Source organism: Spirulina sp. LEGE 11439, from assembly GCF_059821285.1.
In genome coordinates, this window is record NZ_JCAMRX010000006.1 from 175,316 (window position 1) to 200,881 (window position 25,566).

32 protein-coding genes are annotated in these 25,566 nt (G+C 43.5%); 15 read left to right on the plus strand and 17 right to left on the minus strand.

From position 1 onward, the window contains the following. Positions 1-127: 127 nt before the first annotated feature. On the minus strand, positions 128-1,618 hold the full coding sequence (locus AC6RV6_RS06565; protein ID WP_500239798.1) for an adenylate/guanylate cyclase domain-containing protein: 1,491 nt from the start codon (positions 1,616-1,618) through the stop codon (positions 128-130). Positions 1,619-1,704: 86 nt separating this feature from the next. Continuing rightward, a complete protein-coding gene (locus AC6RV6_RS06570; RefSeq protein WP_500239799.1) occupies positions 1,705-2,766 on the minus strand; it encodes a diguanylate cyclase domain-containing protein in 1,062 nt (353 codons plus the stop codon). 64 nt (positions 2,767-2,830) lie between these two features. On the opposite strand from AC6RV6_RS06570, the gene AC6RV6_RS06575 reads away from it, so the two are divergent. Next, positions 2,831-4,255 carry a hypothetical protein gene (locus AC6RV6_RS06575; RefSeq protein WP_500239800.1) on the plus strand — a complete coding sequence of 475 codons (1,425 nt, stop codon included), beginning with the start codon at positions 2,831-2,833 and terminating at the stop codon, positions 4,253-4,255. On the opposite strand, the gene AC6RV6_RS06580 is transcribed toward AC6RV6_RS06575, so the two are convergent. Continuing rightward, positions 4,198-4,371 (minus strand): hypothetical protein, encoded by a 174-nt coding sequence (locus AC6RV6_RS06580; protein WP_500239801.1) that lies wholly within the window; start codon positions 4,369-4,371, stop codon positions 4,198-4,200. The genes AC6RV6_RS06575 and AC6RV6_RS06580 overlap by 58 nt on opposite strands. A gap of 15 nt (positions 4,372-4,386) precedes the next feature. Between AC6RV6_RS06580 and AC6RV6_RS06585 the strand changes: the two genes are divergently transcribed. Together AC6RV6_RS06585 and hisA are read left to right on the plus strand one after the other, a co-directional pair. Continuing rightward, positions 4,387-5,196, plus strand: coding sequence for a carbon-nitrogen hydrolase family protein (locus AC6RV6_RS06585; protein WP_500239802.1), 810 nt, complete (start codon positions 4,387-4,389; stop codon positions 5,194-5,196). A 41-nt stretch (positions 5,197-5,237) separates the two neighbouring features. Continuing rightward, entirely contained in the window at positions 5,238-6,011 is a 774-nt protein-coding gene (hisA, locus tag AC6RV6_RS06590) for a 1-(5-phosphoribosyl)-5-[(5-phosphoribosylamino)methylideneamino]imidazole-4-carboxamide isomerase (RefSeq protein WP_500239803.1), read from the plus strand. 46 nt (positions 6,012-6,057) lie between these two features. On the opposite strand, the gene AC6RV6_RS06595 is transcribed toward hisA, so the two are convergent. From AC6RV6_RS06595 to AC6RV6_RS06615, 5 genes are all read right to left on the minus strand, one after another. Continuing rightward, a complete protein-coding gene (locus AC6RV6_RS06595) occupies positions 6,058-6,342 on the minus strand; it encodes a hypothetical protein (protein WP_500239804.1) in 285 nt (94 codons plus the stop codon). A gap of 38 nt (positions 6,343-6,380) precedes the next feature. After that, positions 6,381-6,899 (minus strand): type II toxin-antitoxin system death-on-curing family toxin, encoded by a 519-nt coding sequence (locus AC6RV6_RS06600; protein WP_500239806.1) that lies wholly within the window; start codon positions 6,897-6,899, stop codon positions 6,381-6,383. Between the two features lie 3 nt (positions 6,900-6,902). Next, positions 6,903-7,907 carry a DNA-binding protein gene (locus tag AC6RV6_RS06605; RefSeq protein WP_500239807.1) on the minus strand — a complete coding sequence of 335 codons (1,005 nt, stop codon included), beginning with the start codon at positions 7,905-7,907 and terminating at the stop codon, positions 6,903-6,905. A gap of 52 nt (positions 7,908-7,959) precedes the next feature. After that, positions 7,960-9,042: a 3-isopropylmalate dehydrogenase gene (gene leuB, locus AC6RV6_RS06610; protein WP_500239808.1), complete on the minus strand. Its 1,083-nt coding sequence runs from the start codon at positions 9,040-9,042 to the stop codon at positions 7,960-7,962. 268 nt (positions 9,043-9,310) lie between these two features. Further along, on the minus strand, positions 9,311-10,135 hold the full coding sequence (locus tag AC6RV6_RS06615; RefSeq protein ID WP_500239809.1) for an SPFH domain-containing protein: 825 nt from the start codon (positions 10,133-10,135) through the stop codon (positions 9,311-9,313). A gap of 126 nt (positions 10,136-10,261) precedes the next feature. On the opposite strand from AC6RV6_RS06615, the gene AC6RV6_RS06620 reads away from it, so the two are divergent. Next, entirely contained in the window at positions 10,262-11,137 is an 876-nt protein-coding gene (locus AC6RV6_RS06620; protein WP_500239838.1) for a 6-carboxytetrahydropterin synthase, read from the plus strand. 77 nt (positions 11,138-11,214) lie between these two features. Here the strand turns inward: AC6RV6_RS06620 and AC6RV6_RS06625 are convergent, their stop codons facing one another. Next, positions 11,215-11,415 (minus strand): hypothetical protein, encoded by a 201-nt coding sequence (locus tag AC6RV6_RS06625; protein ID WP_500239810.1) that lies wholly within the window; start codon positions 11,413-11,415, stop codon positions 11,215-11,217. Positions 11,416-11,593: 178 nt separating this feature from the next. Here AC6RV6_RS06625 and AC6RV6_RS06630 point away from each other — a divergent pair, with 178 nt between their 5' ends. Further along, complete coding sequence (locus AC6RV6_RS06630) at positions 11,594-12,778, plus strand: extracellular solute-binding protein (protein WP_500239811.1); 1,185 nt, start codon at positions 11,594-11,596, stop codon at positions 12,776-12,778. Between the two features lie 4 nt (positions 12,779-12,782). Here the strand turns inward: AC6RV6_RS06630 and AC6RV6_RS06635 are convergent, their stop codons facing one another. The 3 genes from AC6RV6_RS06635 to AC6RV6_RS06645 are packed head-to-tail and all read right to left on the minus strand — an operon-like array spanning position 12,783 to position 15,061. Beyond that, positions 12,783-13,382: a hypothetical protein gene (locus AC6RV6_RS06635; RefSeq protein WP_500239812.1), complete on the minus strand. Its 600-nt coding sequence runs from the start codon at positions 13,380-13,382 to the stop codon at positions 12,783-12,785. 5 nt (positions 13,383-13,387) lie between these two features. Continuing rightward, positions 13,388-14,515, minus strand: a complete 1,128-nt coding sequence (locus AC6RV6_RS06640) for an aldo/keto reductase (protein ID WP_500239813.1) — start codon at positions 14,513-14,515, stop codon at positions 13,388-13,390. Between the two features lie 42 nt (positions 14,516-14,557). Then, on the minus strand, positions 14,558-15,061 hold the full coding sequence (locus tag AC6RV6_RS06645; protein ID WP_500239814.1) for a bifunctional nuclease family protein: 504 nt from the start codon (positions 15,059-15,061) through the stop codon (positions 14,558-14,560). 166 nt (positions 15,062-15,227) lie between these two features. Between AC6RV6_RS06645 and ribE the strand changes: the two genes are divergently transcribed. The 4 genes from ribE (at position 15,228) to AC6RV6_RS06665 (ending at position 18,223) form a co-directional block, all read left to right on the plus strand. Further along, entirely contained in the window at positions 15,228-15,914 is a 687-nt protein-coding gene (gene ribE, locus AC6RV6_RS06650) for a riboflavin synthase (protein ID WP_500239815.1), read from the plus strand. A 31-nt stretch (positions 15,915-15,945) separates the two neighbouring features. Continuing rightward, entirely contained in the window at positions 15,946-16,785 is an 840-nt protein-coding gene (locus AC6RV6_RS06655) for a M28 family peptidase (protein WP_500239816.1), read from the plus strand. 100 nt (positions 16,786-16,885) lie between these two features. Next, positions 16,886-17,398, plus strand: coding sequence for a cofactor assembly of complex C subunit B (locus AC6RV6_RS06660; protein WP_500239817.1), 513 nt, complete (start codon positions 16,886-16,888; stop codon positions 17,396-17,398). A gap of 21 nt (positions 17,399-17,419) precedes the next feature. Continuing rightward, positions 17,420-18,223, plus strand: a complete 804-nt coding sequence (locus tag AC6RV6_RS06665; RefSeq protein ID WP_500239818.1) for a Uma2 family endonuclease — start codon at positions 17,420-17,422, stop codon at positions 18,221-18,223. Between the two features lie 9 nt (positions 18,224-18,232). Here the strand turns inward: AC6RV6_RS06665 and AC6RV6_RS06670 are convergent, their stop codons facing one another. Together AC6RV6_RS06670 and AC6RV6_RS06675 are read right to left on the minus strand one after the other, a co-directional pair. Continuing rightward, positions 18,233-18,433: a hypothetical protein gene (locus tag AC6RV6_RS06670; RefSeq protein ID WP_500239819.1), complete on the minus strand. Its 201-nt coding sequence runs from the start codon at positions 18,431-18,433 to the stop codon at positions 18,233-18,235. Positions 18,434-18,437: 4 nt separating this feature from the next. Next, positions 18,438-18,620: a hypothetical protein gene (locus tag AC6RV6_RS06675; RefSeq protein ID WP_500239820.1), complete on the minus strand. Its 183-nt coding sequence runs from the start codon at positions 18,618-18,620 to the stop codon at positions 18,438-18,440. A gap of 55 nt (positions 18,621-18,675) precedes the next feature. Here AC6RV6_RS06675 and AC6RV6_RS06680 point away from each other — a divergent pair, with 55 nt between their 5' ends. From AC6RV6_RS06680 to AC6RV6_RS06695, 4 genes are all read left to right on the plus strand, one after another. Beyond that, on the plus strand, positions 18,676-18,981 hold the full coding sequence (locus AC6RV6_RS06680) for a TMEM14 family protein (RefSeq protein WP_500239821.1): 306 nt from the start codon (positions 18,676-18,678) through the stop codon (positions 18,979-18,981). An 81-nt stretch (positions 18,982-19,062) separates the two neighbouring features. Next, positions 19,063-19,881, plus strand: coding sequence for a 16S rRNA (adenine(1518)-N(6)/adenine(1519)-N(6))-dimethyltransferase RsmA (gene rsmA, locus AC6RV6_RS06685; RefSeq protein ID WP_500239822.1), 819 nt, complete (start codon positions 19,063-19,065; stop codon positions 19,879-19,881). A gap of 107 nt (positions 19,882-19,988) precedes the next feature. Further along, positions 19,989-20,525, plus strand: a complete 537-nt coding sequence (locus tag AC6RV6_RS06690; protein WP_500239823.1) for a hypothetical protein — start codon at positions 19,989-19,991, stop codon at positions 20,523-20,525. A gap of 5 nt (positions 20,526-20,530) precedes the next feature. Continuing rightward, complete coding sequence (locus AC6RV6_RS06695) at positions 20,531-21,289, plus strand: ATP-binding cassette domain-containing protein (RefSeq protein ID WP_500239824.1); 759 nt, start codon at positions 20,531-20,533, stop codon at positions 21,287-21,289. Between the two features lie 41 nt (positions 21,290-21,330). Here AC6RV6_RS06695 and AC6RV6_RS06700 read toward each other — a convergent pair whose 3' ends face one another. Beyond that, positions 21,331-22,089 carry a galactosyltransferase-related protein gene (locus AC6RV6_RS06700; RefSeq protein ID WP_500239825.1) on the minus strand — a complete coding sequence of 253 codons (759 nt, stop codon included), beginning with the start codon at positions 22,087-22,089 and terminating at the stop codon, positions 21,331-21,333. A 19-nt stretch (positions 22,090-22,108) separates the two neighbouring features. Beyond that, positions 22,109-23,590, minus strand: a complete 1,482-nt coding sequence (locus AC6RV6_RS06705) for an Ig-like domain-containing domain (protein WP_500239827.1) — start codon at positions 23,588-23,590, stop codon at positions 22,109-22,111. An 88-nt stretch (positions 23,591-23,678) separates the two neighbouring features. On the opposite strand from AC6RV6_RS06705, the gene AC6RV6_RS06710 reads away from it, so the two are divergent. Further along, on the plus strand, positions 23,679-23,966 hold the full coding sequence (locus tag AC6RV6_RS06710) for an RNA-binding S4 domain-containing protein (RefSeq protein WP_500239828.1): 288 nt from the start codon (positions 23,679-23,681) through the stop codon (positions 23,964-23,966). On the opposite strand, the gene AC6RV6_RS06715 is transcribed toward AC6RV6_RS06710, so the two are convergent. After that, the gene (locus AC6RV6_RS06715; RefSeq protein ID WP_500239829.1) at positions 23,963-24,316 is read right to left on the minus strand and encodes a TfoX/Sxy family protein; all 354 of its coding nucleotides are present in this window, start codon (positions 24,314-24,316) and stop codon (positions 23,963-23,965) included. The genes AC6RV6_RS06710 and AC6RV6_RS06715 overlap by 4 nt on opposite strands. A gap of 242 nt (positions 24,317-24,558) precedes the next feature. On the opposite strand from AC6RV6_RS06715, the gene minC reads away from it, so the two are divergent. After that, positions 24,559-25,512: a septum site-determining protein MinC gene (gene minC / locus AC6RV6_RS06720; protein ID WP_500239830.1), complete on the plus strand. Its 954-nt coding sequence runs from the start codon at positions 24,559-24,561 to the stop codon at positions 25,510-25,512. Positions 25,513-25,566 lie beyond the last annotated feature (54 nt).

Genomic DNA, 25,566 nt, shown 5'->3' on the forward strand with positions numbered 1-25,566 from the left:
ATTGGAATACAGTCCGAGATTTACATTGGGGAAAGCAGAGAGTATATCTGAAAGTGAATCGGCGACCAATGAAATGCGATCGCTGTAGAAAAAAATTCAGTTGTTATTCAACTGTCAAACTATACTCTTATCTCTTGCCGCGCAACCAATAGGTTGTCATTTCTCCTTTACCTTTAACTTTAATAATTCCGCGTTCTTCAAACAGATAAGACTCCTGTAAAACATCATAAATCGCCTGCGTCACTTGAATTTGATGGGGTAATCCCTGAGATTCCATGCGAGAGGCAATGTTCACCGTATCCCCCCAAAGATCGTAAATAAACTTACTCACTCCAATGACTCCTGCGACTACCGGACCCGTGTGTAAACCCACCCGCAAGGCGAAATTTTGACCGGTTCCTTCATTAAATTCTTTAATTGTATCCAACAAATCTAACGCCATATTAGCCGACGCTTCCACACGATCGCTTTTTGGATAGGGCAACCCCGCAACCGCCATATAAGCATCTCCAATCGTTTTAATTTTCTCTAAACCGTGTCGCTGGGCCAAATAATCAAAATCCGAGAAAATAACATTTAAAATTTCCACCAACTCAATCGAAGAAAGTTGCGTCGAAAGTTCTGTAAAATTCACTAAATCGGCAAATAGTACTGTGACATCATCAAACTTATCAGCAATGGTACTCTCCTCTGCCTGCAAGCGCTGGGCGATAGGTTCCGGAAGAATATTTAATAATAACTGTTCCGATCTCGCTTTTTGTTGTCGCAAAGCCGATTCTGCTTCTTTACTGGCCGTAATATCCCGAGCCACCCAAATGACCGTATCTTCAGAGAGGGGAGATACATTCGCCGAAAACCAGCGCTTGCGATATTCAAGAGGTAAATAGTATTCTACTGCTACCGTCTGGCGGGTTTTTAACACTTCCTGAATGTGGTGCAAGTGCAATGCCGCTTGTTCTGGGGGAAATAAATCTCTAACCGTTAAATCGCCCTGAGATTCTCTTTCTACCAAAGTGCGATCGGACTTTGTCGGGGCAATTTTCAAGCAAATTCCTTGGCGATCGAAGACCAAAATCAGATCGTCCATTGCGGCAAATAACGCCCTTAATTCAGCCTCCGATGCTTGCAAGGCTTCTTCTGCTGTCACGCGATCGCGAACTTCCGTCACCAAACGCTGATTCTGAGACTCCAATTCCTGTTGTAATTGTCGCAACCGTAATTGATTTTCTACGCGCACCAACACTTCGGCAAATTGAAAAGGTTTGGTAATATAATCCACTCCTCCCACACCAAAGGCTTTCACTTTATCCAAAACATCGTTTAATGCACTTACAAAAATAATAGGAATATCCCGGGTCACTTCATCTTCTTTCAATTTCTGGCAGACTTCATAACCGTCCATACGAGGTAAATTGATATCCAGCAAAATCAAATCCGGGGGAGCCGATTTAGCTGCCTTTAAGGCCATTTCACCGCTAATTACGCTGCGGACTTTGTACCCTTTCTTAGTTAAAAGAGAAGATAAAATTCGGAGGTTGTTGGGAACGTCATCGACAGCTAAAATATCGCCGTTAAAGACTTCAGGACTCTCTTGAGGATTAGCAACCGAATCCGTCATTTCAATGAACAATGAACAATGAGCAATGAGCAATGAGGAATAAAAGAAATATCATGGGAATGCACGCCAGCTTAGCCACCCCAAGTTTAGTCGTTATCTTTCAATTTTGGTTGGGTTTGCTCGAGAGTTTCATCGGTGACAACGCGATCGCGCCCTTGGGCTTTGGCGGCATATAATGCTTCATCGGCTCTAGAAATCAATATTTTGGGATCGAGATCGGAAGAGGGGATCGCGGTGGCCACCCCCAAACTTGCCGTTACCCATTTGCCAATGGATGAATGAGAATGATGAATTTTTAACTGTTGTACCGCCTCGCGAATTTCCCTCGCGACATTGCTTGCTAACTCGCGATCGACCCGGGGAAGAATCACGGCAAACTCCTCGCCCCCATATCGTGCCAATAATATTTGCGGGGCGATATCTTTCTTTTGTGTCGCGATCGCATCTTTAATGCCCCGGACAATTGCTTGCAAGCAACTATCCCCCGCTAAATGACCGTAGGTATCGTTATAGCGTTTAAAATAATCTACATCGCACAAAATGAGGGAAAGGGGGGCGCAGGGTTGTTGCAATTCTTGCCATTGTGTTTGCAAGTATTCATCAAAGCGGCGGCGGTTGGCTGCTCCAGTTAAACCGTCGGAATTGGCGAGATTTTGTAATTTTTGATTGGCAGCTTGTAGGGCGCTTTCAGCTTTGAGGCGCTCTTTCACTTCTTGTTGCAATTGAGCATTTTGTGTTAGTAACTGGGTTTGTAAAGAGCGAATTTTGAGTTGATTTTCGACTCTAACTAAAACTTCTGCCCATTGAAAGGGTTTGGTAATATAATCCACGCCACCCACTTCAAAAGCCCGCACCTTATCCATCGCTTCATTGAAAGCACTAATAAAAATAACGGGAACTTCGCGGGTATTAGTATGAGCTTTGAGTTCTCTGCACACCTCATATCCATCCATGAGAGGCATACTGATATCAAGGAGAATCAGATCGGGAACGGCAGAACGAGCGGCTCTCAACGCCATTTCTCCACTGAGGACGCTCCGCGCTTCATAGCCATGATTTTGCAATAAAGTTGATAACAGGCGCAAATTATTGGGCGTATCGTCCACAATGAGGATATCCCCTTTCTTCATGACGGTTGTTCCATCCATTCCCCGATCCTCCAATACGATTTCCCCCTGTTCGATTTAACCGTAAAAGTACCCAAGAGTAATAATGATTATTATCTTGCAAGCCCCCCAAGGTATTCCCGATCTTCCCGATCTGACTCAACCTTCGCAACTGATTGACCTTGGCAAACAAGCGATCGAAACCTTTTCCCTGTTAATTTTCGCGGCAGGAATTTTGGGGGGAGCGATCGCTTTAATTGCTTTTGCCTTGCGCGGCGATTCCGAGCATTACCGTCGTTTTGTGGCGGAATGGAGCGATCGTTATAGTCAACTCCTGCGGACGCTTCCCCACATTACTTTAATTTTATTACTTCTGGCGACCAGTTTTCTCGTGGGGGGAACTCTCAGCCGGCGCTATCATTTTTGGGAACAGGCAAAAGTGATGCAGGTGGCAAAACGGGTGGCAGGCTCTCGTTTGGAACAGAGAGCGCCGCGAGTGCGTTATGTGGTGCAGGAGCCTTATACTTATACGGTTTATATCGATGGACGACCGATTGAAGAAGAGCGCCTGCAAGATCGCGATCGCTTCTTGGCTTTATCGGGATCGAATATTCAAGTGGCGATCGAAGAAATTCCCGATCCGCAACGAGACGGGGAAACAATCTATCTCGCAGATTTTGCCGCTACCTATCAAGTTAAAAATACTTTGCCCGAGGTGCAAGATTTCTTTTTTGAGATGCGACCGCCTTCAGGATACACTCTCCTACAAGATTTTCGAGTGGAACGAGAAGAAGAAAGACTCCAACTCCCAAGGCCTGGAGATTATAATTTCCCCTTTCGCCTCGCACCGGAGGAAGAAGCAGAATTCCGCGTTACCTATGGCGTGCAAGGGAATCCGAGGTGGGTTTACGGGGCTTACGGGCAGTTGTTAAGCAACTTCCGACTCTATATCGAAGCCAATTTTCCCCATGCTAATTTTGCGAGCGGGATCGTCCCCGCAGATACTCGCATTGAGGGTAAAACTACTCGTTTTACTTGGCTTTTTGAGGATAATGTTGCCGTACAAAATCCCTTTGGTGTCTTTACCGCAACCGCAACGGTGAAAAACCTCGGGGTTTTACCGCAATTGCTCTTTCTTTCTCCGGCAATTTTGCTCTGGTGGCTGCTTTTACTCTATTTATCGGTATCAATGCGCTTGCGAAATTTGGCGATCGCATCCGGTATTTTTTGGGCATGTTTATTGGCATTAACCTATCTCAGCCGTATTTTCCCCGCGATCCCCGTTTGGCTGACAATTTCTGGAGGATTTCTCGTTTTAGCGTGGAGTTTGGGTCGCGATCGCGCCAGTTCTCTCGCCGCAGTCATTAGCACCCTCTGCGGCGCCATCATCCCTCTCTTTGCTTTTTTAGTTCCCTATACGGGTTTAACTTTAAGTTTGGCAGGAATTCTCAGCGCGGTTTGGCTGGCTGTACTTCACCGATATCCGCAACAGTTATCAATGAACAGCGAACACTCAAATACTTCTCTCTGACTGATAACGGGTGACTGGTGACGGGTGACGGGTGACTGATAACGGGTGACTGGTAACTGGTGACTGGTGACTGATAACGGGTTATGGTACGATCGCGATCGTGACAATTTTCGCATTACAGAAGCCGCCCCATGAAATCTTATCTTGCTGCTGCGATCCAGATGACGAGCAAGCCCGATCTCGATCGCAATTTAACTGAAGCTGAAGAATTAATCGATCTAGCAGTACGTCAGGGAGCAGAATTGGTTTGTCTGCCGGAAAATTTTTCCTTTTTGGGGCCTGAAGCAGACAAAATTCAACAAGCCGATGAAATCGCTCATAAAAGCGAGAAGTTTCTCAAGACCATTGCTCAACGGTTTCAGATCTCGATTTTGGGAGGAGGTTTCCCCGTTCCGGCTGAGGATGATAAGGTTTACAATGCGGCTCTCCTCATCGATCGCAATGGCAAGGAACTCGCTCGCTATAACAAAGTTCACCTCTTTGACGTGAATTTACCTGATGGGAATACTTATCAAGAGTCGAGTACGGTCATGGCGGGTCTGGAATTGCCTCCAGTTTATCATTCGGAGATATTGGGAACATTAGGACTTTCCGTCTGCTATGACGTGCGCTTTCCCGAACTCTATCGCCATTTATCCCGAGAAGGGGCAGATGTATTATTTATTCCGGCAGCTTTTACGGCTTATACAGGGAAAGATCACTGGCAAATTTTAATCCAAGCGCGGGCGATCGAGAATACCTGTTATGCGATCGCTCCGGCTCAAACGGGAAATCATTACGGAACCCGCAATACTTACGGTCACGCTCTCATTGTCGATCCTTGGGGTACGGTGTTAGCTGATGCTGGGAACAAACCGGGAATTGCGATCGCGGAAATCGATCCTCATCGCCTCACTCAAGTTCGCTCTCAGATGCCCTCTCTCAAACATCGCGTTTTTTAGTTTTTTAACTGCCAGTACATTTCACCGATCGCCAAAAAATTATGGATGTCATTCCCGCTATTGATTTGCTCGAAGGTCGCTGCGTGCGCCTGTATCAAGGAGATTACGATCGCTCGCAAGTATTCGGCGATCGCCCGGTAGAAGTTGCTCGACGTTGGGAAGAGGAAGGGGCAACTCGACTGCATTTAGTGGATTTAGATGGTGCAAAAAAAGGTGAGTCGGTTAATGGAGAAGCGATCGCGGCGATTGTTCGCGCGGTGTCTATTCCCGTGCAGGTGGGAGGAGGACTGCGCGATCGCGAGAAAATACGGCGGATTTTAGATTTAGGGATAGAGCGAGCGATCGTCGGGACGATCGCGGTGGAAAACCCTGCTCTCGTGGGAGAATTATGCCAAGAATTCCCCGGTCAAATTGTCGTGGGCATTGATGCCCGCAATGGCAAGGTGGCAACAAAAGGTTGGCTGGAAACCTCAAAAGTTGAAGCAACAGATCTGGCGCAACAAATGGAAACGCAAGGGGTTGCCGCGATTATTTATACGGATATCCATCGAGACGGAACCCTATCGGGTCCGAATATGGCGGCATTGCGAGAATTAGCGCGATCGGTGCAAGTTCCCATCATTGCTTCGGGTGGTGTGAGTTCTCTCACAGATATCCTGAGTTTATTGTCCCTCGAACTAAAGGGAGTAACAGGAGTGATTATCGGTCGCGCTTTGTATACAGGAGCTGTTGACCTCCGAGAAGCTGTACAAGCGATCGGCCCTGGACGGTTACAGGATATCCCGCTAGATTTTGGTTCTTCTGCGTTGGGTTAATTGCCTGATATTTTGTAGGGACGTTCAATTGAACATCCCTACAGGATTATTCGGTTTCTAGGTTATCAATAGGGATAAAAAATTCTCTGGGAAGTAAGATGGGTTGGTTGCTAAAAAGAAGTTTTCCCCAATGACTGTGGGGATCGATCGCAACCCCTGTTGGTGGGGCGGGAAACCGTTGATGAACTTGATAGAACACATAAAAGATTGCTTGTGCCGATCGCATGACCATCACATCGGGAACGGGAGGGCGTATTGATTGCCGCATTCGTTGAACGTGCTGTTCTCGCTCTATAGCATAAGAGCGATCGCTTAAGTCAAAAGAAACCATCAAGACACCAATCGATAACTCTATCCCAAAATATCAAATCAAGGTTCAAAAGGGAATAGGGAAAATAATTTTAATTTTAACGCTTCAGAGTAATCATCTTCAAACAGAATCGATTCAATGAGTTCTCCCAGCAGTTCCTTATCAATTTTACCCTCTGCTACCCAAACTGAAATATTCTCCATTTCCTTGACAAATTTACGAATGATAAAGTCATAACCGTTAAGTTTCAAAAAATAAGCCCCTAAAACAATACTTGCTCTTTTATTTCCGTCTATAAAAGCATGAAATTTATTGACTGAAAAAACTAGATGTGTAAGTTTATGCTGTATTTTTCGATAATAACTATCATTTTTAATATGCTCTAATACACTTTTTAGTCGTCCTAAACTTTCATTATTATAACCTAATAAACCCCCAGAACGAATACTTTCTAATTCATTTTTCAATCCTTCTAAATTTTCATTATTATTATCGAATAAATCTTTAGATCGATCGATAACCCAATCATGTAATCGAATAGCATAATCAATATCAAAATAGAAAAATTTTGTCATCATAGTTTAACGATCTTTGAGACGCTTAAATACCTCTAATAGTTGAGGCTCTGAGAGTTGTTTTTGTAAAGAACGACTGGCTTCTCCTAAGAAACGCTCGAAATCTCCATCGGGAACACTGCGAATATATTCTTCTAGCTTTTGATGAAGTGCATCGCGAAAGCCTAAATCTCGACTTGCCATTTTAATACGCGCATCTTCAATAATAGGTTTCAAATAAGGATTCTTTTCTGTCGCAGCAAATAATTCATCTAATTCTGAAGGTTTTAATTTACGTCCTAATTGTTCAAATTTATTTTTTATTTCTTCAGCTAAACCATTTTCAATACTCGCGATCGCTTTCAGAACTTCTGCATACATTGTATCGCGAGTATTGTCTTTTCGGCTCAAATTTAAAATTTGTTTGTATTCCTTTGCATTTTCTCGAAAAACAAGCTGATAAACTTTATTGGTGTAGAGACTGTATTTCACTTTTCCCATCTCTAAATAGCGATCGAGAGCGTCGGTAAAGATTTGGCGATAATTAAATTCTTGATAAGCAGTTGGTAAATAATCAGAATCTCGTTGGTTAATATATTTTGTGCTTCCTCCCGCACGTTCTGCAATAATATCAATGACAATATCTAAAATTCGAGAACGAATTTCCTTCGCACGATCGCTCTCTGTCAAAAGCATTGATAGATTGAGAGCTGCACGAAATGAGAAGGCTCCCAGAACATTTATTTTGGTACCGTAATCGATTACGGTACCTGACAGGAAATCTTTAAGTTCTTTCCCTCTCAATAAACGATAACCATTGCGATCGAGTTCCTCTCTATGGTTTTTGATATACTTCTCAATCGTACTTTCACTAATTTCAAACAGTTTTGCTAACTGTTGTTTGGTAAACCAAAATTCGTCTTGATAAAATATTCCCCCCAAACCGAGATGCTCTTCGATTTTTTCTAAAGCATAGGAGTTATTGAGAATATTTTGCCGATCTAAAGGTGATGAAGTTAAGTCTTTAGCCATTGACTTTTATTTCTCTATCAAGAAATTGACTAAACAAGGTGTTTCAATATCATTATAAGACTTTTAATAATGCTTCTCCCATTTCTTTACAGCCGACTAATTGACCCCCTTCTGACATAATATCCCCCGTGCGATAGCCGGCATCTAAGACTGAGATCGCGGCTTTTTCCAACTTCTCGGCAGCGGCGGGTTGGTCTAACCCGTAACGCAGCATCATCGCCGCACTGAGAATTTGCGCGAGGGGGTTGGCTTTGTCCTGTCCGGCGATATCCGGTGCGGAACCGTGGACGGGTTCAAATACCCCCGGTTTACCCGGTGCGCCTAAGCTGGCAGAGGGGAGCATGCCAATACTTCCGGTGAGCATGGCGGCGGCATCGGAGAGGATATCGCCAAATAGATTCCCGGTCACAATTGTGTCGAACTGTTTCGGCGCTCTCACTAATTGCATAGCAGCATTGTCTACATAAAGATGGCTGAGTTCCACCGAGGGATATTCTTGGGCGAGGAGGGTGACGCGATCGCGCCACAATTGAGAAACGTCTAAAACATTGGCTTTATCCACAGAACAGAGTTTTCCGCCCCGTTTTTGCGCCGTTGCAAAGCCAACTCGGGCAATGCGATCGACCTCTGCTTCGGTATATGCCATCGTATTGACTCCGCGTTTTTCCCCGGTTTCCGTCGCGAAAATCCCTTTGGGTTGTCCGAAGTAAATTCCCCCAGTTAATTCCCGCACCACCATAATATCAACCCCTTCAACGACTTCCCGTTTGAGACTAGAAGCGTTGATAAGCTGGGGTAAAATCGTCGCGGGACGCAGGTTGGCAAACAGGTCTAACCCGGCTCTCAGCCCTAATAACCCCGTTTCTGGGCGTTGATGGCGAGGGAGATTATCCCATTTATAACCCCCGATCGCCGCTAGCAATACCGCATCGCTATTTTTACAGGTTTCTAAGGTTTCCTCGGGGAGAGGGTTTCCCGTAGCATCGATCGCCACACCACCGATCGGAGCCTCAGTAAAAGTAAATTCTAGGTCGAATTGAGGTGCAATTGTCTTAAGCACTTCGACCGTGACGCTCATGATTTCGGGACCGATGCCATCTCCGGGGAGTAAAGTAATGCGGTATTGCCGTGCCATAAATTCGGTATTGTTTCGTTACAACAGATGCAAAAATGAACGCATCCGGGTTTAGTATAGACTCTTACTGCAACAAACTTAAAGATACGAGCATCATCCTTGCCTAGGGCGTGTTGCAGAAGAGGTTTCAGTTCAATGCGTGGTGCTGAATGTTTGTTACCCAGATGTTCAAAACAATGCAATTCAGCCTTATGTGCATTATGTGGTGAGGATGAAACAAGCGATTGGCGATCGCACTTCTCGAAAATTTGCCATCGGGTTTTACGCCTTATTCACTTGTTCCGTTACTATTTGGATTGGAGTTTGGGGGTTGGCGATCGCGACCGGACATGAGATCGGTTGTTGCTTCGTTGAGTGCCTTGGGATCCATAAAAAGAATCTTAGAATTTTCGCTCATGCCTAATTTTTCATTGGCATCAACGTAACGTTGAGCAATGAGATAACTGAGAACTTCTTGGGCGTTGGGTTGTTGTCGTAAGGCTTCTGATAGCATTTGAATAGATTGCACCGTTCCTTGCGTTTCGAGAATTGCTGCTTTTTTCTTACTTTCTGCGGCGCGTTCGACTTCGAGGGATTCCATGACAGTTTTAGAAAGTGCAATTTCTCGGACTTCAATACGGGTCACTTTAACGCCCCAATTTCCCGTTGCTTCATCTAATTGTTGTAATAATTTGCGATTGATACTTTCCCGTGAGGAGTAGGTTTCATCTAAATCTAATCGTCCAATTTCAGAACGTAATGTTGTCACGACTAAATTTTCAATTGCATCTTGGATATCTTCAACAGCATAAAAGGCTTTTTCAAGATCGAGGATTTGCCAATAAATTACGGCATCAATTTTGAGGGAAACATTATCTCGACTAATTGCATTTTGCGGCTCAATTCCTAATACTTTTTCGCGGGTGGTTTCTTCCACAACAATTGTATCGAGAAAAGGCAGAACAAAGTTAACGCCAGGGCTGAGTTTGGTATGGTAGCGTCCCAATCGTTCGACTAAAGCCTCGTTCCCTTCATTGATAATTCGCATTGAAGTCAAAAGCATACTGCTACTGCCCACAATCAAGGAAATTACAATATAAAAAAGTGCATCCATTTCGGTTATCAGTTATCAGTTATCAGTTATCAATGGTTATCCCGAGTATAGCGTTGAGGATTGAAAGCGATCGCGGTTTTGGTTTATATTAAGAATGGTAACGAATGTGACGCAATCCCCGCCGATATGAAATGTATTATCCACCGCCGAGCGCAGTTTTCTGCCAGCCATCGCTATTGGTTGCCAGAATTGACGGAGGCAGAAAATCGGGAAAAATTCGGCGCTTGCAGTCGTTTTCCCGGCCACGGTCATAATTATGTTCTCTACGTTTCTCTTGAGGGGGAACTCGATAAATATGGGATGGTGCAAAATCTATCTGATGTGAAGAGAGCAATTAAACAATATGTTACTCAAGATTTAGATTTTTCTTACCTCAATGATGTTTGGGAGGAATTCCAGCACACCCTACCGACAACGGAAAATCTGGCTCGAGTCATCTGGAACAGACTTTCCCCTCATCTCCCTCTTGTTAAAATTCAAGCGATCGAACACCCAGAACTTTGGGCTGAATATTACGGAAACAATATGGAAGCAGCATTAACAATTAGCACTCACTTTAGCGCCGCCCATCGGCTCGCCCTCGATAGCCTCAGCTATGCAGATAATTTGGAAATTTATGGTAAATGCGCTCGCCCTCACGGTCACGGGCATAATTATCATTTAGAAGTGAGCGTTGTTGGCGAACTCGATCGCCGTACTGGCATGATAGTGGATCTTGTCGATTTGCAAAAAGTGGTTGACGATCGCATCGTCGAACCTTTCGATCACACTTTCCTAAATAAAGATATCCCCTATTTTGCTGAAGTCGTTCCCACGGCAGAAAATATCGCGCTTTACATTGCCCAAACCTTACAACAGCCCCTCGCGGAGTTGGGAGTTGAGTTGGATCGGGTAAAGCTGATCGAGAGTCCCAATAACTCGGCGGAAATTTACTGTCGCACGGGAGTCACGCAACAAAAAATCGATCGCACTTCAGAGCCAATTTTGGCAGTAGCCTCATAAGCGCGCGATCGTCGTGTACAAGAAATGTGCTGAGGTGGGATCGTCCACCTTTCTTCCTGTGGGCGAAAGGATCTGAGTTAATTATTTTCGTTGTGCGGGGTGGGGCTATCTTGCTTGAGCTTTATGGCGTGTAATTGTTGGAGGAGAACGTCAACTTCAGCTTCCAAATGTAAGTATTTGATCTGTTGATTCGTATTGTAAGACCGCATGAGCTTGGTTAAATGGGAATGATTGATTTCGGGTTTTGTTAAGGTTGCTAGACCAGAGCCAGTAGACATTGTTTTTTAAACCTAGTTATATATACTTATGCAAATCCATTAAGCATTGTAAACGAATTGAAGAAAATTGCTGTAGCAAATATAGCTTTTCTGGAAATCGAGCGATCGCGAAAAGGCTGAAACCCTTTTTTTCTCAAGGATTTGTATCTGATTAGAATTTCCTATCATACTGATATTTATGTTGAATCGTCGTTCTTTTTTAGCAGGATTCGGCGCGATCGCCCTCGGTCAACTTTTAGGAGGATGCGGCGATCGCACCCGGGAATCTTTGAAAATTCAACTCCTCAATGGCTCTATTCCCTCACAATTGATTGGTAAATTTCGCGCGACTTCTACTGCGGGACAATCTGTAAAGTTTACGCCTAGCGCCCAATTTGAGGAAATTTGGCAACGATTGCAAGATTGGCAGCAAATTGCCCGAGGGGAAAAATCCGCCGGACGTTTTCCCAACTGGGTCCCTTTTGTGGGCGATCGCATTCCTCCTTCTGCGAATTTGGTGACGTTGGGAGATGCTTGGTTAGCTGGGGCAATTCGCGATCGCCTCATTCAGCCTCTGACACCCTCTCAACTTGAGGGTTGGTCTAATCTCCCCGAGTCCTTTGCCCGAGTCGTCACGCGCAACAATGCTGGCTTTGTAGACGAAGGTGGGGAGGTTTGGGGCGCTCCTTATCGTTGGGGAACAACAGTTATTGCTTATAACCAAGATGTTTTTAAAAAATTAGACTGGACACCGGAAGATTGGGAAGATTTATGGCGCGAGGAATTGCGCGATCGCATTTCAATTGTTCGCCAGCCTCGAGAAATTATAGGTTTAACTTTAAAAAAACTCGGCTATTCTTACAATACGAAAGATTTAGCGGCAGTTCCCAATTTACAACCAGAATTAGAGGCTTTAAGCAAACAAATCAAATTTTATAGCTCGACCCATTATCTGCAACCTTTAATTCTTAAAGATACTTGGGTTGCTGTGGGTTGGTCTGCGGATATTTTGCCAACGATTGAGCGCTATCCTCAAATCAAAATTGTCGTTCCCAAATCAGGGACGGCATTATGGTGCGATACTTGGGTTAAGCCTCAATTTACTCAAAATACAACTGCGACTTTAAGCGATCGCTGGATTGATTTTTGTTGGCAAGATGAACCCGCCCAGAAAATTTCTTTATTCACCGATGCTATTTCGCCAATGCTTTTGCAAACAGAGCGATCGACATTACCCAAAACCTTACAAAAAAGTTCCCCTATCTTTCCCGATCGCGAAATTATTGCGAAAAGCGAGTTTATCGAACCCCTTCCTCAACCCATCTTAGCTCAATATCAAAAACTGTTTAAGGAAGTCGAAAGTAGAAAAACTAATAACGAATAACAAATTAAAAAATATTAAACGCATCGCGACGAGAGGGTTGTAGATCGACATTGCACTCATAAGTCGCTTCCTGTAAACTACAATTGTAAATTGCGAGGCATTTGGGCTGGCGATCGAAAACGCGCAATTCGTAGCCATAATATCGTGCCGTAGTCCCAAAATGATTGACAAAACTATAGCGATCTAAGTAATCCATTTGCGACCAAAGCTGACGATTTACTAATAGCTCAATTCGTCTTTTCTCTGGAAAAGCTAACCAGTTTTGTAATAATTTTTGATCGCTGAATTGATCTCTTCTCCACCATAAACTCGGAATTGTTAAGCCGGCTTGAGAAATGGTGGTTGCCGTAATAACTCCTTGTTGCGCGAGTTGTTCTTGTGTGGATGAATTGAGATAGGCGGGATCTAACTCGCAAGTTTCTAGCGATCGCGTAAAAAAGTCTCCTACCATCGAGCCACTTTCGGCAGAATCTTCTTCATTAAGTGGCTCAGTTTCTTCGGTTTTATTTTCTTCTTTAACTTCTGATGTTGATGTTTGTCCGAGGATAACTTGAGGATAAAATAATGAGACAAAACTGAGGCACAGAATAAGAATAATTTTCATTATTTTTAACTCCAAAGACGGCGACGGGGTTTCCCATTCAGACGATGATGAGTATCGCGTAAAAGTTGAGGAATCTCTAACTTTTCGGGACAACGAGGGAGACAGTCGCCGCAGTCGGTACATCGATCGCCTTTTCGCCCCGGAAACCAGTGTCCCGCATTTTCAAACATTCGGTAACGATATTCCCCAAACGATTTCATCTCGTAAGCAACGGTTAAGTTTCGCAAGCGCAAGATTTCAGGAATATTAATCTCTTCCGGACAGGGTAAACATAAATGACACTGACTGCAACGATCTGTTCCTAATGTCTCTTTTAATTGGTTTTCCAAGCGATCGTGAATCTCATTTTCTTCTAAGGTAAAATCTTCATCGCGATCGGCAACTTTGGCAATACTTTGAAAATCTTCTGGTTTGGTGGCTCCAAAACTCAGGGTAGTAATGCGGCGATCGCGCAATAAAAAGCGATAGTTAAATTCTAAGGGCGTGAGGGGTTGACATAATTGTTTTAATGTGTATGAGGGAGAATAGAGTTGACCGCCCTTATCAACGGGAGAAATAATAAAAACCCCCATATCTTTTTTTTGTGCCAAGGCGATCGCGGGTTCATTCCGTTGTAAAAAGTAGTAATAATGCAGATTGATAAAGTCAAAGAAATTAGTTTCTATTGTCGCGAGAATGGTCTCTAATGGCGCATGAGTGGAAAAGCCGATGTAGCGAACTTTCCCTGTATTCTGAGCTTCTTCTACGGCTTTCATGCAGCCGTGGCTATTTTTGAGCCAAATGAGATGTTCTGGTGTATTAATGCCATGAATCGCCAAACAATCAATATAATCGAGTTTTAAGCGCTCTAAAGATTCTTCAATCTGCGATCGCATTGTTTCATAATCTGGCGTTGGCGGCAATTTTGTCGTAATATAAAATTTGTCTCGCGAAAGAGAAAGAGACGCAAGGGTTTTTCCCAAATATTCCTCGCTTTTACCATAACCGCGAGCCGTTTCAATATGATTGATTCCCGATGCGATCGCCCCTGCAACAATTTTCCTAAATTCAGACGAACTCGCCAAACAACGCATCGTTCCTAACGAGAAAATTGATAAATTTAGATCGGTTTTGCCAAATCGTCGATAGTGCATTTTTGTTATTGATTATCGCTCTCGAATAACAAATAACAAATCTTAACTTTCTTTTTGATGGCGGCGGGATTGTTCGATAAAATCTTCGGGGCGGATATTGGAGACAAAATTGCGGAAGGCTTGACGCTCTTCTTCATCTGCATCGCGATCGACTGGGATCGACGCATCGACGATGACTTCCTCCATCACCCAGATAGGCGCATTCATGCGAAGGGCGATCGCGATCGCGTCACTGGGACGACAATCAATTTCTTTTTTTTCCTCCCCTTTCCCGATGCACAAAACAGCGTAAAATGTACTATCTTGCAGTGCGTGAATAATCACCTTGGTTAAAGTCATCTCCCAAGCCTCTAGCAAATTGCTAAAGAGGTCATGGGTCAAAGGACGAGGGGGTTTTTGTCCCTCCAAGGCGCTAATAATCGCTTTTGCTTGGTCTTGCCCAATATAAATAGGGAGGGCGCGGCGATCGGAACCATCCTTCAGGAGAACGATAGGACTGCGCGTAACGGCATCAAGGGCAATACCGGCAACTTTCATTTCAATCATGAGCTTTTCTCGCGAATGAGGTCAGCCTTTATGAGGTCTCTTCACCAGTATGCCCCAGTATGCGGCGGAATGAGCGGATCGGTTCTTGAAGAAATGCAAAAGAAGAGAAAATATAATATATTTGTTCTGTATTTTTTATTCTCTGTTGTTCATTGTTCATTGAAAAGTGTTTACTGGATTAATTCAAGGATTGGGCAAAATTCAGCCCCAAGGTAGAGACCGCTTTACTATTTCTATTGAGAAAGAAAATTCGGCAGCCATTCTGTACGATCTAGAAATTGGCGATAGCGTTGCCGTAGATGGGGTTTGTTTAACTGTGGAGAAAGTCGAGTCCCGAGGATTTATTGCGACAGCTTCTCCAGAGACATTACAGCGCACCAACTTAGGCAGGAAAAGTGAAATATTAAGCCATGTTAACGTCGAAACTTCACTGCGGGCAGGCAGCAAAATTGGCGGTCATTTTGTGACCGGTCATGTGGATGGGGTAGGCTGTTTGTTAGAGTCAGTACAAAGCGATCGCGCTTGGGAAATGAAGTTTGTTCCCGTTTCTTCATTAGCTTCCCAATGGTCTCGTTATATTGCCCGCTATCTTGTTTCTAAAGGAAGTATTGCTGTCAATGGCATTAGTTTGACGATCGCCGATTGCGATCGCGAAAGCAATTGGTTTACCGTGGCAGTTATTCCGCATACTTATGCCGAAACCAATCTTTGTTATCTACAACCGGGAGATTGGGTGAATTTAGAAGGCGATATTTTAGGAAAATACGTGGAAAAATTATTGGGCTATTCTGCGGCAGAGGAAACGCGATCGCCAGATATTGATTTAACTTTTTTAGCAGAACATGGTTATTGAACAGCGAACAGTTATTAATTATTAGCGAGCGATGGATGATGAAATTCGGTTGAAAGAGCATTTACAGGAAATTATTCGCGATCGCGATCCTTTTTTGGCAACAGCAGGACATTTTTATGCTCGCGAATATATCTATCAACAATTGCAACAATGGGGAAACGTAGAACGCGATCGCTTTCAATTTAACGGTAGAACACATCAAAATCTCGTTCTCAAACTTCCCTCTCGAAATCCCAATAATAAAGCCAGTATTTTGATTGGCGCTCATTACGATACTGTTCCGAATTCTCCCGGTGCTGATGATAATGCCACAGGAGTAGCAGTTTTATTAGAATTGGCTCGCATCTTTTCCCAAAATCGCTCTGCATATCCCTTACAATTAATTGCTTTCGATCTTGAAGAATTTGGCTTGCAAGGAAGTCAATACTATGCTAATCAATTATACCAGAAAAAAGAGCCATTACATTTGGCAATCTCTCTCGAAATGTTGGGGTATTTTGATTCAACACCGAACTCGCAAAGTTATCCTCCCGGACTGCAATATTTTTATCCCGATCGCGGCGACTTTATTGCCCTCTTGGGTAATTTACGAACGATTCCCGATATGATTTCTCTGCATCGCAATTTCCTCAAAAATAAGCTATCTTGTCAGTGGTTGCCTGTCCCTTTTCAAGGCAAAATTCTTCCCGATACTCGCCGTAGCGACCATGCCTCCTTTTGGGATTTGGGATATCGAGGCATAATGGTGACAGATACCAGTAATTTTCGCAATCCTCATTATCATCAACCGAGCGATCGCCTCGAAACTTTGAATCTAGAAAAATTAGCAAAAGTGCTGCGAGGTTTGGTCGATTGGTTGCGAACAATTTGAAATCAGCACTGTTTATATCACAAAAACATGAGATAATAGAAATAAAACTGAATTTTATTTTCAACACATCTCATTTTTCATTACCAATCGCCAATTTCCTATGAACACCCCTGTATTATCTTCAACTTTTTTACTCACAATCCTGTTGATGGTAGGTTTATTTTTCTTTATTCGCGCTTCAATTAAAGAGCGAATAGAAGAGATCCAAATAATAACAGAAGAAACCAAAGAATCATTATTTGAAAAACTACAAGTATATTTCGATCGCCGTGCTTATAAAGTCACCGAATCAGAAAGCGATCGCTTAACCTTTGAAGGATTCGTGCGTCCGAGTTGGTTTTTAGCCATTTTCCTCTCAGTTCTAGCTGCGATCGGTTTTCTCTGTTTAGCATTGGTTTTGACTTATCTTTTCCCGACTATTGGGATGTTCGCGATCGCTTTAGTGATCGTTGCCCCATTAGCAGGTTATTTTTACTGGAAAGGTGCAGCACGAATTGAGAAAGTATCGATTAAAATAGAAACAGAAGCAACAGATAAAAATCGAATTCTGGTACAAGGTCATCGCGATGAATTAATCCAACTCAAACGAGCTTTTCCTTTTGTAACTCAATAATATAGTCCAAAATATAGTCTAATGGTTCAAGCTATCTCTAAAACTGAACTCCCTCCTCTTTTTCCCGACCATACTCAATTGCCAGATGAAGATGGAACATTTGTGAAAAATTTTCAAGAACATCCTCAAAGTTTATTGCTGACAGACTCCCTCAGTTCGATTTTGTCGCAATTGCATCCTGACGGACAATATTGTATCGGTCAAGATTGTGGGATTTATTGGCGTGAAACCGATCCTCCTGCACGAGGCGCAGAAGCACCAGACTGGTTTTATGTTCCGAATGTCCCTCCCGATCTTGACGGACAAATAAGACGCTCTTATGTTCTCTGGCGAGAATATATGCGTCCGACAATCGTTCTCGAATTTGCTTCGGGAGACGGTTCAGAAGAACGAGATCGCACTCCTCTATCCCGTTCGTCAGATAGCGATCGTATTAAACCCGGTAAATTTTGGGTCTACGAACAAGTGATGAGAATTGCCTATTACGGCATTTTTATCGTGACCACCGGAGAATTAGAAATATATCAACTCGTCGGCGATCGCTACGAACTCATGACCCCCAACAATCGCGGCCATTATCCCATCCTTCCCATGCAAATCGAGTTAGGAGTTTGGCCGGGAACCTATCAAAATCAATTTCAACGTTGGTTGCGATGGTGGGATTTAGAAGGAAATTTATTGCCGATCGGTCAAGAATTAGCGCAACAAGAACGCTTAGAAAAAGAGCAGGAACGGCAAAAACGCCTAGAGTTAGTAGAGAAACTGCGATCGCTATCTCCAGAACAACTCAAAGCGTTAGGAATAAACTCGGATGACTTAATTTAAAGTTAAATTTTAATCAACGACACGGATTAATCCATGACTGACGGCTTCATAAATGCGATTGACTTCTTGCTGATGAGCATCACCTAAAACCCCATCAAATAACAAAGACATTAGGATATTTTGGTCTTCGCGGGTGATTTTGCGAGAAGCAAGGATCTCTTCAATGACTCGCTGGATAGGGTCTTGGGAACTTAAAGTTTGAATTGACATGAGATTATTTAAAGATGCGAACAATTCCCGATACTTTTCTACAATGGTTGAATTTTGTCAAAAAGGATGCGATCTCGCAACGGCTTTTCCTGTGAATGCGATCGGATAGTTCTGCGATCGCGATCGGATAGTTCTGCGATCTCGATCGCAGCAAATGCAACAAATCATCAAGATTATTCGTTCCCATGCGATCGCTCCCTTTAGAATAAGGGTTTGCAAAACATTTTGGGAGAATAAGCGCTATGAGTTTGGGAATTATTGCAGCAATTGTTTACGGGATCGTTGCGATCGCGGGGGGAATCATGGGTTATATTCGTGCCAACAGTAAAATCTCGCTTATCTCCGGTTGTGGGAGCGGTACTTTATTACTTATTGCCGGATTGTTATCTTTGCAGGGACAAATTTGGGGGTTAACTGCGGCGATCGCCATTACGGCAATTCTGATTTTAACCTTTATCATTCGCTTGGCCAAAACTCGTAAAATGATGCCTGCGAGTTTGATGATTGCGTTAGGAATTCCGGCATTAGCTTTAATGTTTTTAGGTTAATATTAGCTGTAGGGGCGCAATGCTTGCGCCCAAATCTTGCGCCCGAATCAAGTCTTACTGTTTTTATCTATTTTTTAAAATATGCCTAGACCGAGAAAACAGTTTGCTCAACATTGGTTGCGATCGGAAGCTGCATTAGAGAAAATTATTGCCGCAGCAAAGTTAGAGAAGTGCGATCGCATTTTGGAAATCGGACCCGGTACGGGAATTCTCACGCGTCGCCTTTTAGCTGAAGTTAATGCTGTGGTTTCTGTCGAAATCGATCGAGATTTGTGCAAAGGTTTAGTGAAAAATTTTGGCGATAAAGAAAATTTTCTTTTGTTGCAAGGAGATATTCTAGAACTCGATCTTACAGCTAATTTAACCAACTTTTCCAAGTTCCAAAACCCCAATAAAGTAGTTGCCAATATTCCTTATAATATTACAGGACCGATTCTCGAACGACTTTTAGGATCGATTGTCAAACCCATAACACCCGCTTACGATTCTATTGTTTTACTCGTCCAAAAAGAAATTTGCGATCGCCTTTGTGCCAAACCCAATTCTAAAAATTTTGGTGCATTATCCGTGCGAATCCAATATTTAGCGGAATGCGAAGCAATCTGTGATGTTCCTGCAAAGGCATTTTATCCCCCTCCTAAAGTTAATTCAGCCGTCGTGCGCTTGCGTCCCTACCAACGAGAAAAACAGGTTCGCGATCCTCGTCATTTAGCCATGTTAGTGAAATTAGGATTTGCGAATAAGCGAAAAATGTTACGCAATAATTTAAAAAGTCTGATTGAAGCCGATCGCCTTTCTTCTCTCCTTGAAGCATTACATCTCAATCCTCAATGCCGCGCCGAAAATGTTAGTGTTGAGAAATGGATTGAATTAAGCGATCGTTTACTAGATATTCAATGAGAGATTCATTATTGTGAAGTGAAAGCGATACTGTAAAAATCAAAATAAAATTATTTTATTTGCATAAACAAAATATTGTCCTTTCAATCAAAATACAAAAATAATTCATGAAAGAAACATTTTATATTTCTCCTTTAATTCGGATGACCTTAATTTGTTTTTATCTTGCTTTAACCACACCTTTACCTTTTCTGTCGGCAGTTACTGCTGCTCCTATTTCTCCTGAAATGATAGGGATTGGGATTCTACTGGGATTAATTATCTTATTAGGTGTTTTGAGTGAAAAAGTAACTGTAGATGATGACACGATTCAAGTTAAATATCCGATTTGGTTTCCTTCATTTTTTCGGAAAGGATGGTTATTAAAATGGGAAGAGATTAAAGAATTAAAACTTCGTACTACGGGACAAGGCGGATTAGTTTATTATTTTGTTACTGAGTCTCGCGATCGTGCCTATTTATTACCCATGCGTGTCGTTGGATTTACACGTTTAACAAGACTGGTAGAAGAGAAAACAGGAATTGATACCCACGATATTCGTCCCCTCTCGCAACCTTGGATGTATTTTATTTTACTGGTTGTCACTCTGCTATTATTTTTAGTGGATACTTGGACGATTTGGACGGCAACTCATTTGGGATAATTTGCATGAACGATCGCGCAATTCCGCTTCTACAATTGCAACAAGTTAGTTTTGCTGCTTCTGTCGGTTCGGGATATTTATTACAAGATATTTCTTTTGACATCGATCGCGGCGATCGGGTTGCTTTAATCGGTGCATCGGGTTCCGGAAAAACGACGCTTTTAAGATTGCTCAATCGTCTCGAAGATCCTGCATTGGGTAAAATTTTCTTTAATACTTCTCAATTTTCTCAATTTCCTATTCTACAATTGCGGCGAGAAATTGTCTTAGTTTTACAAGAACCAAAATTGTTAGAAATGCGAGTAGAGGACGCACTTTCTTATCCTTTAAAATTACAACATATTCCCAAACGAGAAATTAAAGAAAGAGTGGAAAAATGGTGTAGAAAAATGCGAATTCCTGAAGAATGGCGCGATCGCAATGAGCTACAACTCTCTTTAGGACAGCGCCAATTAGTGGCGATAACTCGTGCTTTAATTTTACAGCCAAAGATTCTCTTACTCGACGAACCAACTTCGGCTTTAGATGTCGGGACAGCTTCTCATCTTTTAACAGTTTTAAAAGAACTCAATCAAGATGAAAAAGTAACTATTATTATGGCGAATCATCACTTAGAATTCGTACAAGAATTTTGCGATCGCGTCCTCTATCTCCAACAAGGGTGCTTAATTCAGGATACAACGACCCAGCGTCTCGATTGGTCTAAATTGCGTGAGGAGTTGCGCGATCGCGAAAAACAGATCGCCGATGAATGGGAGAGTTAGAATCTCAAGGGATTTTTGCTGTTTGAATGCTACTCTAATTCTTATCGATCTCGGTATCGATGTTTTTGATAATAATACTGGCGATTCTGTTCGATAATTTCTGTTTCATTCCATTGTTCTGTTTGCGCGTGAAAAAGATGTAAATAAATGAGTTCCGGACTGCGACAAAAATAACGCCCATCTGCCAAATATCGCTCGATAATATCTTGATCTTCTCCTCCCCAACCAAGAAAATTTTCATCCCAACCGCCAATTTCTAGCAAGCGATCGCGCAAAAAAAAGGGCAAAACCCCAAACCTCTCACGATGGATGAGTTGTTTCCAAAGGGCAGTTTTTGCATCTTCCGGGGCGATCGCAGCATTTTTGATAATCGTTGCTAAATCTGCAAAATTGATGGTTTCTCGGTCTAACATGACGCGATATCCCGATATTAAAAGTTTAGGGTTGAGTTGCGCCATTTCCAAATGGCGAAAGAGAGTATTTTCCCAAGGAATGAGATCGACATCAAAAGGTGTAATAAATCTTCCCTTAGCATACTTCAGAGCAAAATTCAAGGCTTTCGTTTTGGGAAATATATCTTCACAAGCATAATAAAAATAACGGCAATGAGAATGCTTAAGATTATCTTGAATCCATTGGGAAGGTTGACGATCGCATTCCACAATCAAAACTTCAATATTCTCAAATAATCCCAACTTAACTTGTTCTGCAAACCAACTCAACTGAGTGCGTAAATGCGCCTCTCTTTGTCGATAAGTCACCAATAACGATAAGTTGGTTATTTTTTGTTCATTGCTCATTGCTCATTGCTCATTGAAATCAGGGAATCCATTGGGGATCTAAACCCGAGGTTATTTTTTGAGGAGGGGTTAATTGTTCGTTGCGATCGCCAGAAATAAAGTCTGGAAGATTGAGAGACCAAACACTGCCCGTAGTTCGGAAATTCTCATTTGCTTGCGGAAGAGTGGAACCCGTGCGAGAATTGAGAGTAATTTGATCGAAAAGCAAACTTCTCCCATCGGGAGACATACTCATTCTCACTTCTGGATCGTTGGTTAAAGCTAATAAAGGAACATCGGTTCCCGTGGCAATATTAATAATTGAAAGAATGGGTCTTTCTAGCGTTGAATTGGGATTGAGCGGTTCCGTGCGAAGACAGTATAAAAGTTTTTCTTCACGCGGTTCAAACTGACAATCTAAAATTGCGCCCGTTGTCTTTAAAATTTCTCGTTCTTGTCCGCGATCGCCGATCGCAAAAAGCGACCGAGTTAAATCCCGATTGCTTTTCAGGGCAATAATGAGCCGACGTTTGCCATTAGCAAAAGCAACAACGCGATCGTGTCCCGGAAAAAATTCTCGATCGGGTGCATCGGGAGTTAAAGGAACGAGGGAAATCCCCAAATTACCTGCAACAGCAACAGAGCGACCATCTGGAGAAATTTTAAAGGTTTTCCCTTGAATTCCCAACGGTCGAGGATTGCCATTTTGAGGCACGATCCACAAGCCCGAGTCGGTAGGGTTTTGACGGTTGATGCGCTGAACTACAGCGTTCTCACCATTTTGTGAGAGATCGAATTGTAAAGTTTGATAGTTCTCTCCTCCCAGAATGCGTTGAACGCGGCCATAAGGCAAAGTTTCCTCGTTGCGTCGATAGTTTAACCCTGTTGTGACCGAGTATAGTTTTTGTTGGGCAGTCGCTGCCGTACTTTGGCGATCGTAAGCAGAGAAAAGAACGCGATCGCCATCGGGATAGGGTTGAAAATTCACGATCGCCAGATCGGGAGGAGTCAGGAGAATTTTTTTTCCCTGCGTTTCGTTGTAAAGCAACAAACGCCCCTTTTCTTCCCCTTCTACCCCCAAATAAGCAAAGGCGCGATCGCGGGTTTGTAGCTCCATTTTCAAAGGGTGTAGGGTTTTGGCTTCCCGATTGCTGTCCTTGGGTTGCTCTTTTGCTCCCTCTAAATCAATTTGGTAAGTTGTCCCGTAAATGGGCAGATCCGTCAGGGTATAAGCAAGAGTCCGATCGTTCCAACTGAGTTTACCGGGAAGTGGAGGGGCAATTGTGAGGGAATTTTCCACGGTTTCCCAATTCATAGGACGATTAAAAGTGAGGGTAAGAGTATTATTATGTACGCCAATTTGCCGATCTTGCCAGCTAAATTCTGTCGCCCGAGGCATTGAGCGATCGCCAATAACGACAACTGCACCAATTAAAATTGAGAAGCATCCAATTGCACTAATGACGGCGATATCAATGGGAAGTACCCCTTTTTTATCGAGAATGTTTAACTTGAGCTTCATAGGTTGGGAACTAACAAATAGGAGACCGTTTCCGATCTGGTGCAATTCGCGATCGCGTTGCTTCTATCTTCCGTCTGAATTTGAGGAGATGCAAGTTATTCCCAAAAATTCCTCTGGATCGGAGAAAATAGCTTGTAACCTGCACTACTTTTTGCAAACCGAGATGGACAACAAACCCGACCAACCCAATACGATTAAACTTGATGGTTTCATGAAAATTGTCGGTGCGACCTCCACGGGGGGACAAGCCAAGATTTTGATCCAAAGCGGCCAAGTGAAGGTTAACGGCGAAATTGAAACCCGACGGCGACGAAAACTGATTGATGGCGATCGCGTTACTGTCAATGGCAAAATGTTCCGCGTCCATGTTGATTAGGGCTTGGCTTTCTGGTGCTGACTATAACGTGCAACTTCCACGGACTTCTCGAGCCATTTTGCCAAAATTTCTACATGGGCAAAGACTTCATCGGGAAGTTGATAATAAGACATGGCGATCGTGCGATCGCCGCGCCAGTAAATAAACGGTTTCATATTTGCTGCTTTGAAATCGTCGCGATTGCTGTCGTCTACCTTGAAATATAGGGTAGAGTCCGCAATCAAAGCAAACATAACACCATCTAAATAGAGTCCGTAGCCACCAAACATGGCACGAGAAGAAACGGCAGCGCAACGATTGAGTTGAGAGACGACGCGATCGCAAAATTGGCGTTGTTCTTCTTTAGACATTTAGTATTTTTGTACAAACTCAGTATATTTTAACCAGAATTTTTCCCAGATTTCCCCGTTAAACCCCAAATTTTGGCAAAAAAATCCTGCGAAGGGGGTGACACCCCTCATCCCAAATGCTATATTGAATTTGTAGATGCACCCTGATGATTGGGGGAGTCACCAAGGTGGCTCTCTTTTTTTTTGGGAATGGGGAATGAGTAACGAGTAACAACGCTTTGCGGTAGGATGGCGATCGAGCGATGCCCAGTCCCCAGTCTCCTGTTATGAGTGACGATTCCGATACCCCGATTTTGCCCAAGGATAATGACCTCGACGAACTCTCCCTTGAAACCGAGGTCGAACCGCCCTCAGCACCAACAAAACAGCAAGATCCCGAAGGCAAAACAACAGCCCCCCTTCAACCCGAACGAAATATTGCTTTTGTCAACCCGCGATCGCAAGTGCGTTTGGTCAAACACAAAGGCAAACTGCACCTGATTTTTCCCACCATTCAGCAATTTTCAGTCAAGATACACTGGACGGAAGTATGGGAACAACTCAAACATCGCCTCAATGCGGGGGAACAGTTTTGGCAACCCGGCACCCCCATCGAACTCATCGCCGCCGATCAACTCATTGATACCCGCCAACTGCAAGCGATCGCCGAAGCCCTCGCCAAAGCCAATCTCGACTTGCGGCGAGTGAAAACCAGTCGTCGTCAAACTGCCGTCGCCGCCGCTACAGCAGGGTATTCTGTAGACCAACAAACCCATGTTATGGCTGCCGACTTGCAAAAAACAGCCGACTCCTCCGCCGAAAACTGGTCGCCTCCCCTGTATGTGAAATCCACCGTGCGATCGGGTTCGGAAATTCAACATCCCGGCACCATTGTCGTTTTAGGAGATGCCAACCCCGGCAGCAATCTCATTGCGGCGGGGGATATTCTCGTTTTAGGTCGGTTGCGAGGGGTTGCCCATGCAGGATCCCAAGGTAACCGAGCTTGTCAAATACTCGCTCTGCAAATGGAAGCCACCCAACTACGAATTGCGAATACGATCGCCCGTCCCCCCGGAGATCCCCCTCCAGAAGGCTACTATCCCGAAATTGCTTACATGACCTCCTCTAGTATTCGGCTCGCTCGGGCGGTAAATTTCTTTAAGACCCATTCTTTCTCCCTCGATCTGGAAAGCTGGCGGGATAACAGTGAACAGTGAACAGTCACCAGTCACCAGTCACCAGTCACCAGTCACCAGTCACCAGTCACCAGT

Excerpts from the sequence above, each read along its gene's own strand:
- AC6RV6_RS06580 (WP_500239801.1), bottom strand. The coding sequence starts at position 4,371 with ATGCGAAAATTGTCACGATCGCGATCGTACCATAACCCGTTATCAGTC.
- AC6RV6_RS06605 (WP_500239807.1), bottom strand. The coding sequence starts at position 7,907 with ATGGCTAAAGACTTAACTTCATCACCTTTAGATCGGCAAAATATTCTC.
- AC6RV6_RS06575 (WP_500239800.1), top strand. The coding sequence starts at position 2,831 with ATGATTATTATCTTGCAAGCCCCCCAAGGTATTCCCGATCTTCCCGAT.
- AC6RV6_RS06585 (WP_500239802.1), top strand. The coding sequence starts at position 4,387 with ATGAAATCTTATCTTGCTGCTGCGATCCAGATGACGAGCAAGCCCGAT.
- rsmA (WP_500239822.1), top strand. The coding sequence starts at position 19,063 with ATGCCTAGACCGAGAAAACAGTTTGCTCAACATTGGTTGCGATCGGAA.
- AC6RV6_RS06675 (WP_500239820.1), bottom strand. The coding sequence starts at position 18,620 with ATGGGAACGAATAATCTTGATGATTTGTTGCATTTGCTGCGATCGAGA.
- AC6RV6_RS06645 (WP_500239814.1), bottom strand. The coding sequence starts at position 15,061 with ATGATTGAAATGAAAGTTGCCGGTATTGCCCTTGATGCCGTTACGCGC.
- hisA (WP_500239803.1), top strand. The coding sequence starts at position 5,238 with ATGGATGTCATTCCCGCTATTGATTTGCTCGAAGGTCGCTGCGTGCGC.
- AC6RV6_RS06700 (WP_500239825.1), bottom strand. The coding sequence starts at position 22,089 with ATGAGCAATGAACAAAAAATAACCAACTTATCGTTATTGGTGACTTAT.
- AC6RV6_RS06690 (WP_500239823.1), top strand. The coding sequence starts at position 19,989 with ATGAAAGAAACATTTTATATTTCTCCTTTAATTCGGATGACCTTAATT.
- AC6RV6_RS06710 (WP_500239828.1), top strand. The coding sequence starts at position 23,679 with ATGCAAGTTATTCCCAAAAATTCCTCTGGATCGGAGAAAATAGCTTGT.
- AC6RV6_RS06570 (WP_500239799.1), bottom strand. The coding sequence starts at position 2,766 with ATGGATGGAACAACCGTCATGAAGAAAGGGGATATCCTCATTGTGGAC.
- AC6RV6_RS06625 (WP_500239810.1), bottom strand. The coding sequence starts at position 11,415 with ATGTCTACTGGCTCTGGTCTAGCAACCTTAACAAAACCCGAAATCAAT.
- AC6RV6_RS06620 (WP_500239838.1), top strand. The coding sequence starts at position 10,262 with ATGAAATGTATTATCCACCGCCGAGCGCAGTTTTCTGCCAGCCATCGC.
- leuB (WP_500239808.1), bottom strand. The coding sequence starts at position 9,042 with ATGGCACGGCAATACCGCATTACTTTACTCCCCGGAGATGGCATCGGT.
- AC6RV6_RS06600 (WP_500239806.1), bottom strand. The coding sequence starts at position 6,899 with ATGATGACAAAATTTTTCTATTTTGATATTGATTATGCTATTCGATTA.
- AC6RV6_RS06670 (WP_500239819.1), bottom strand. The coding sequence starts at position 18,433 with ATGTCAATTCAAACTTTAAGTTCCCAAGACCCTATCCAGCGAGTCATT.
- AC6RV6_RS06665 (WP_500239818.1), top strand. The coding sequence starts at position 17,420 with ATGGTTCAAGCTATCTCTAAAACTGAACTCCCTCCTCTTTTTCCCGAC.
- AC6RV6_RS06660 (WP_500239817.1), top strand. The coding sequence starts at position 16,886 with ATGAACACCCCTGTATTATCTTCAACTTTTTTACTCACAATCCTGTTG.
- AC6RV6_RS06655 (WP_500239816.1), top strand. The coding sequence starts at position 15,946 with ATGGATGATGAAATTCGGTTGAAAGAGCATTTACAGGAAATTATTCGC.
- AC6RV6_RS06635 (WP_500239812.1), bottom strand. The coding sequence starts at position 13,382 with ATGAAAATTATTCTTATTCTGTGCCTCAGTTTTGTCTCATTATTTTAT.
- AC6RV6_RS06705 (WP_500239827.1), bottom strand. The coding sequence starts at position 23,590 with ATGAAGCTCAAGTTAAACATTCTCGATAAAAAAGGGGTACTTCCCATT.
- AC6RV6_RS06715 (WP_500239829.1), bottom strand. The coding sequence starts at position 24,316 with ATGTCTAAAGAAGAACAACGCCAATTTTGCGATCGCGTCGTCTCTCAA.
- AC6RV6_RS06680 (WP_500239821.1), top strand. The coding sequence starts at position 18,676 with ATGAGTTTGGGAATTATTGCAGCAATTGTTTACGGGATCGTTGCGATC.
- AC6RV6_RS06565 (WP_500239798.1), bottom strand. The coding sequence starts at position 1,618 with ATGACGGATTCGGTTGCTAATCCTCAAGAGAGTCCTGAAGTCTTTAAC.
- AC6RV6_RS06595 (WP_500239804.1), bottom strand. The coding sequence starts at position 6,342 with ATGGTTTCTTTTGACTTAAGCGATCGCTCTTATGCTATAGAGCGAGAA.
- minC (WP_500239830.1), top strand. The coding sequence starts at position 24,559 with ATGCCCAGTCCCCAGTCTCCTGTTATGAGTGACGATTCCGATACCCCG.
- AC6RV6_RS06695 (WP_500239824.1), top strand. The coding sequence starts at position 20,531 with ATGAACGATCGCGCAATTCCGCTTCTACAATTGCAACAAGTTAGTTTT.
- AC6RV6_RS06640 (WP_500239813.1), bottom strand. The coding sequence starts at position 14,515 with ATGCACTATCGACGATTTGGCAAAACCGATCTAAATTTATCAATTTTC.
- AC6RV6_RS06630 (WP_500239811.1), top strand. The coding sequence starts at position 11,594 with ATGTTGAATCGTCGTTCTTTTTTAGCAGGATTCGGCGCGATCGCCCTC.
- AC6RV6_RS06615 (WP_500239809.1), bottom strand. The coding sequence starts at position 10,135 with ATGGATGCACTTTTTTATATTGTAATTTCCTTGATTGTGGGCAGTAGC.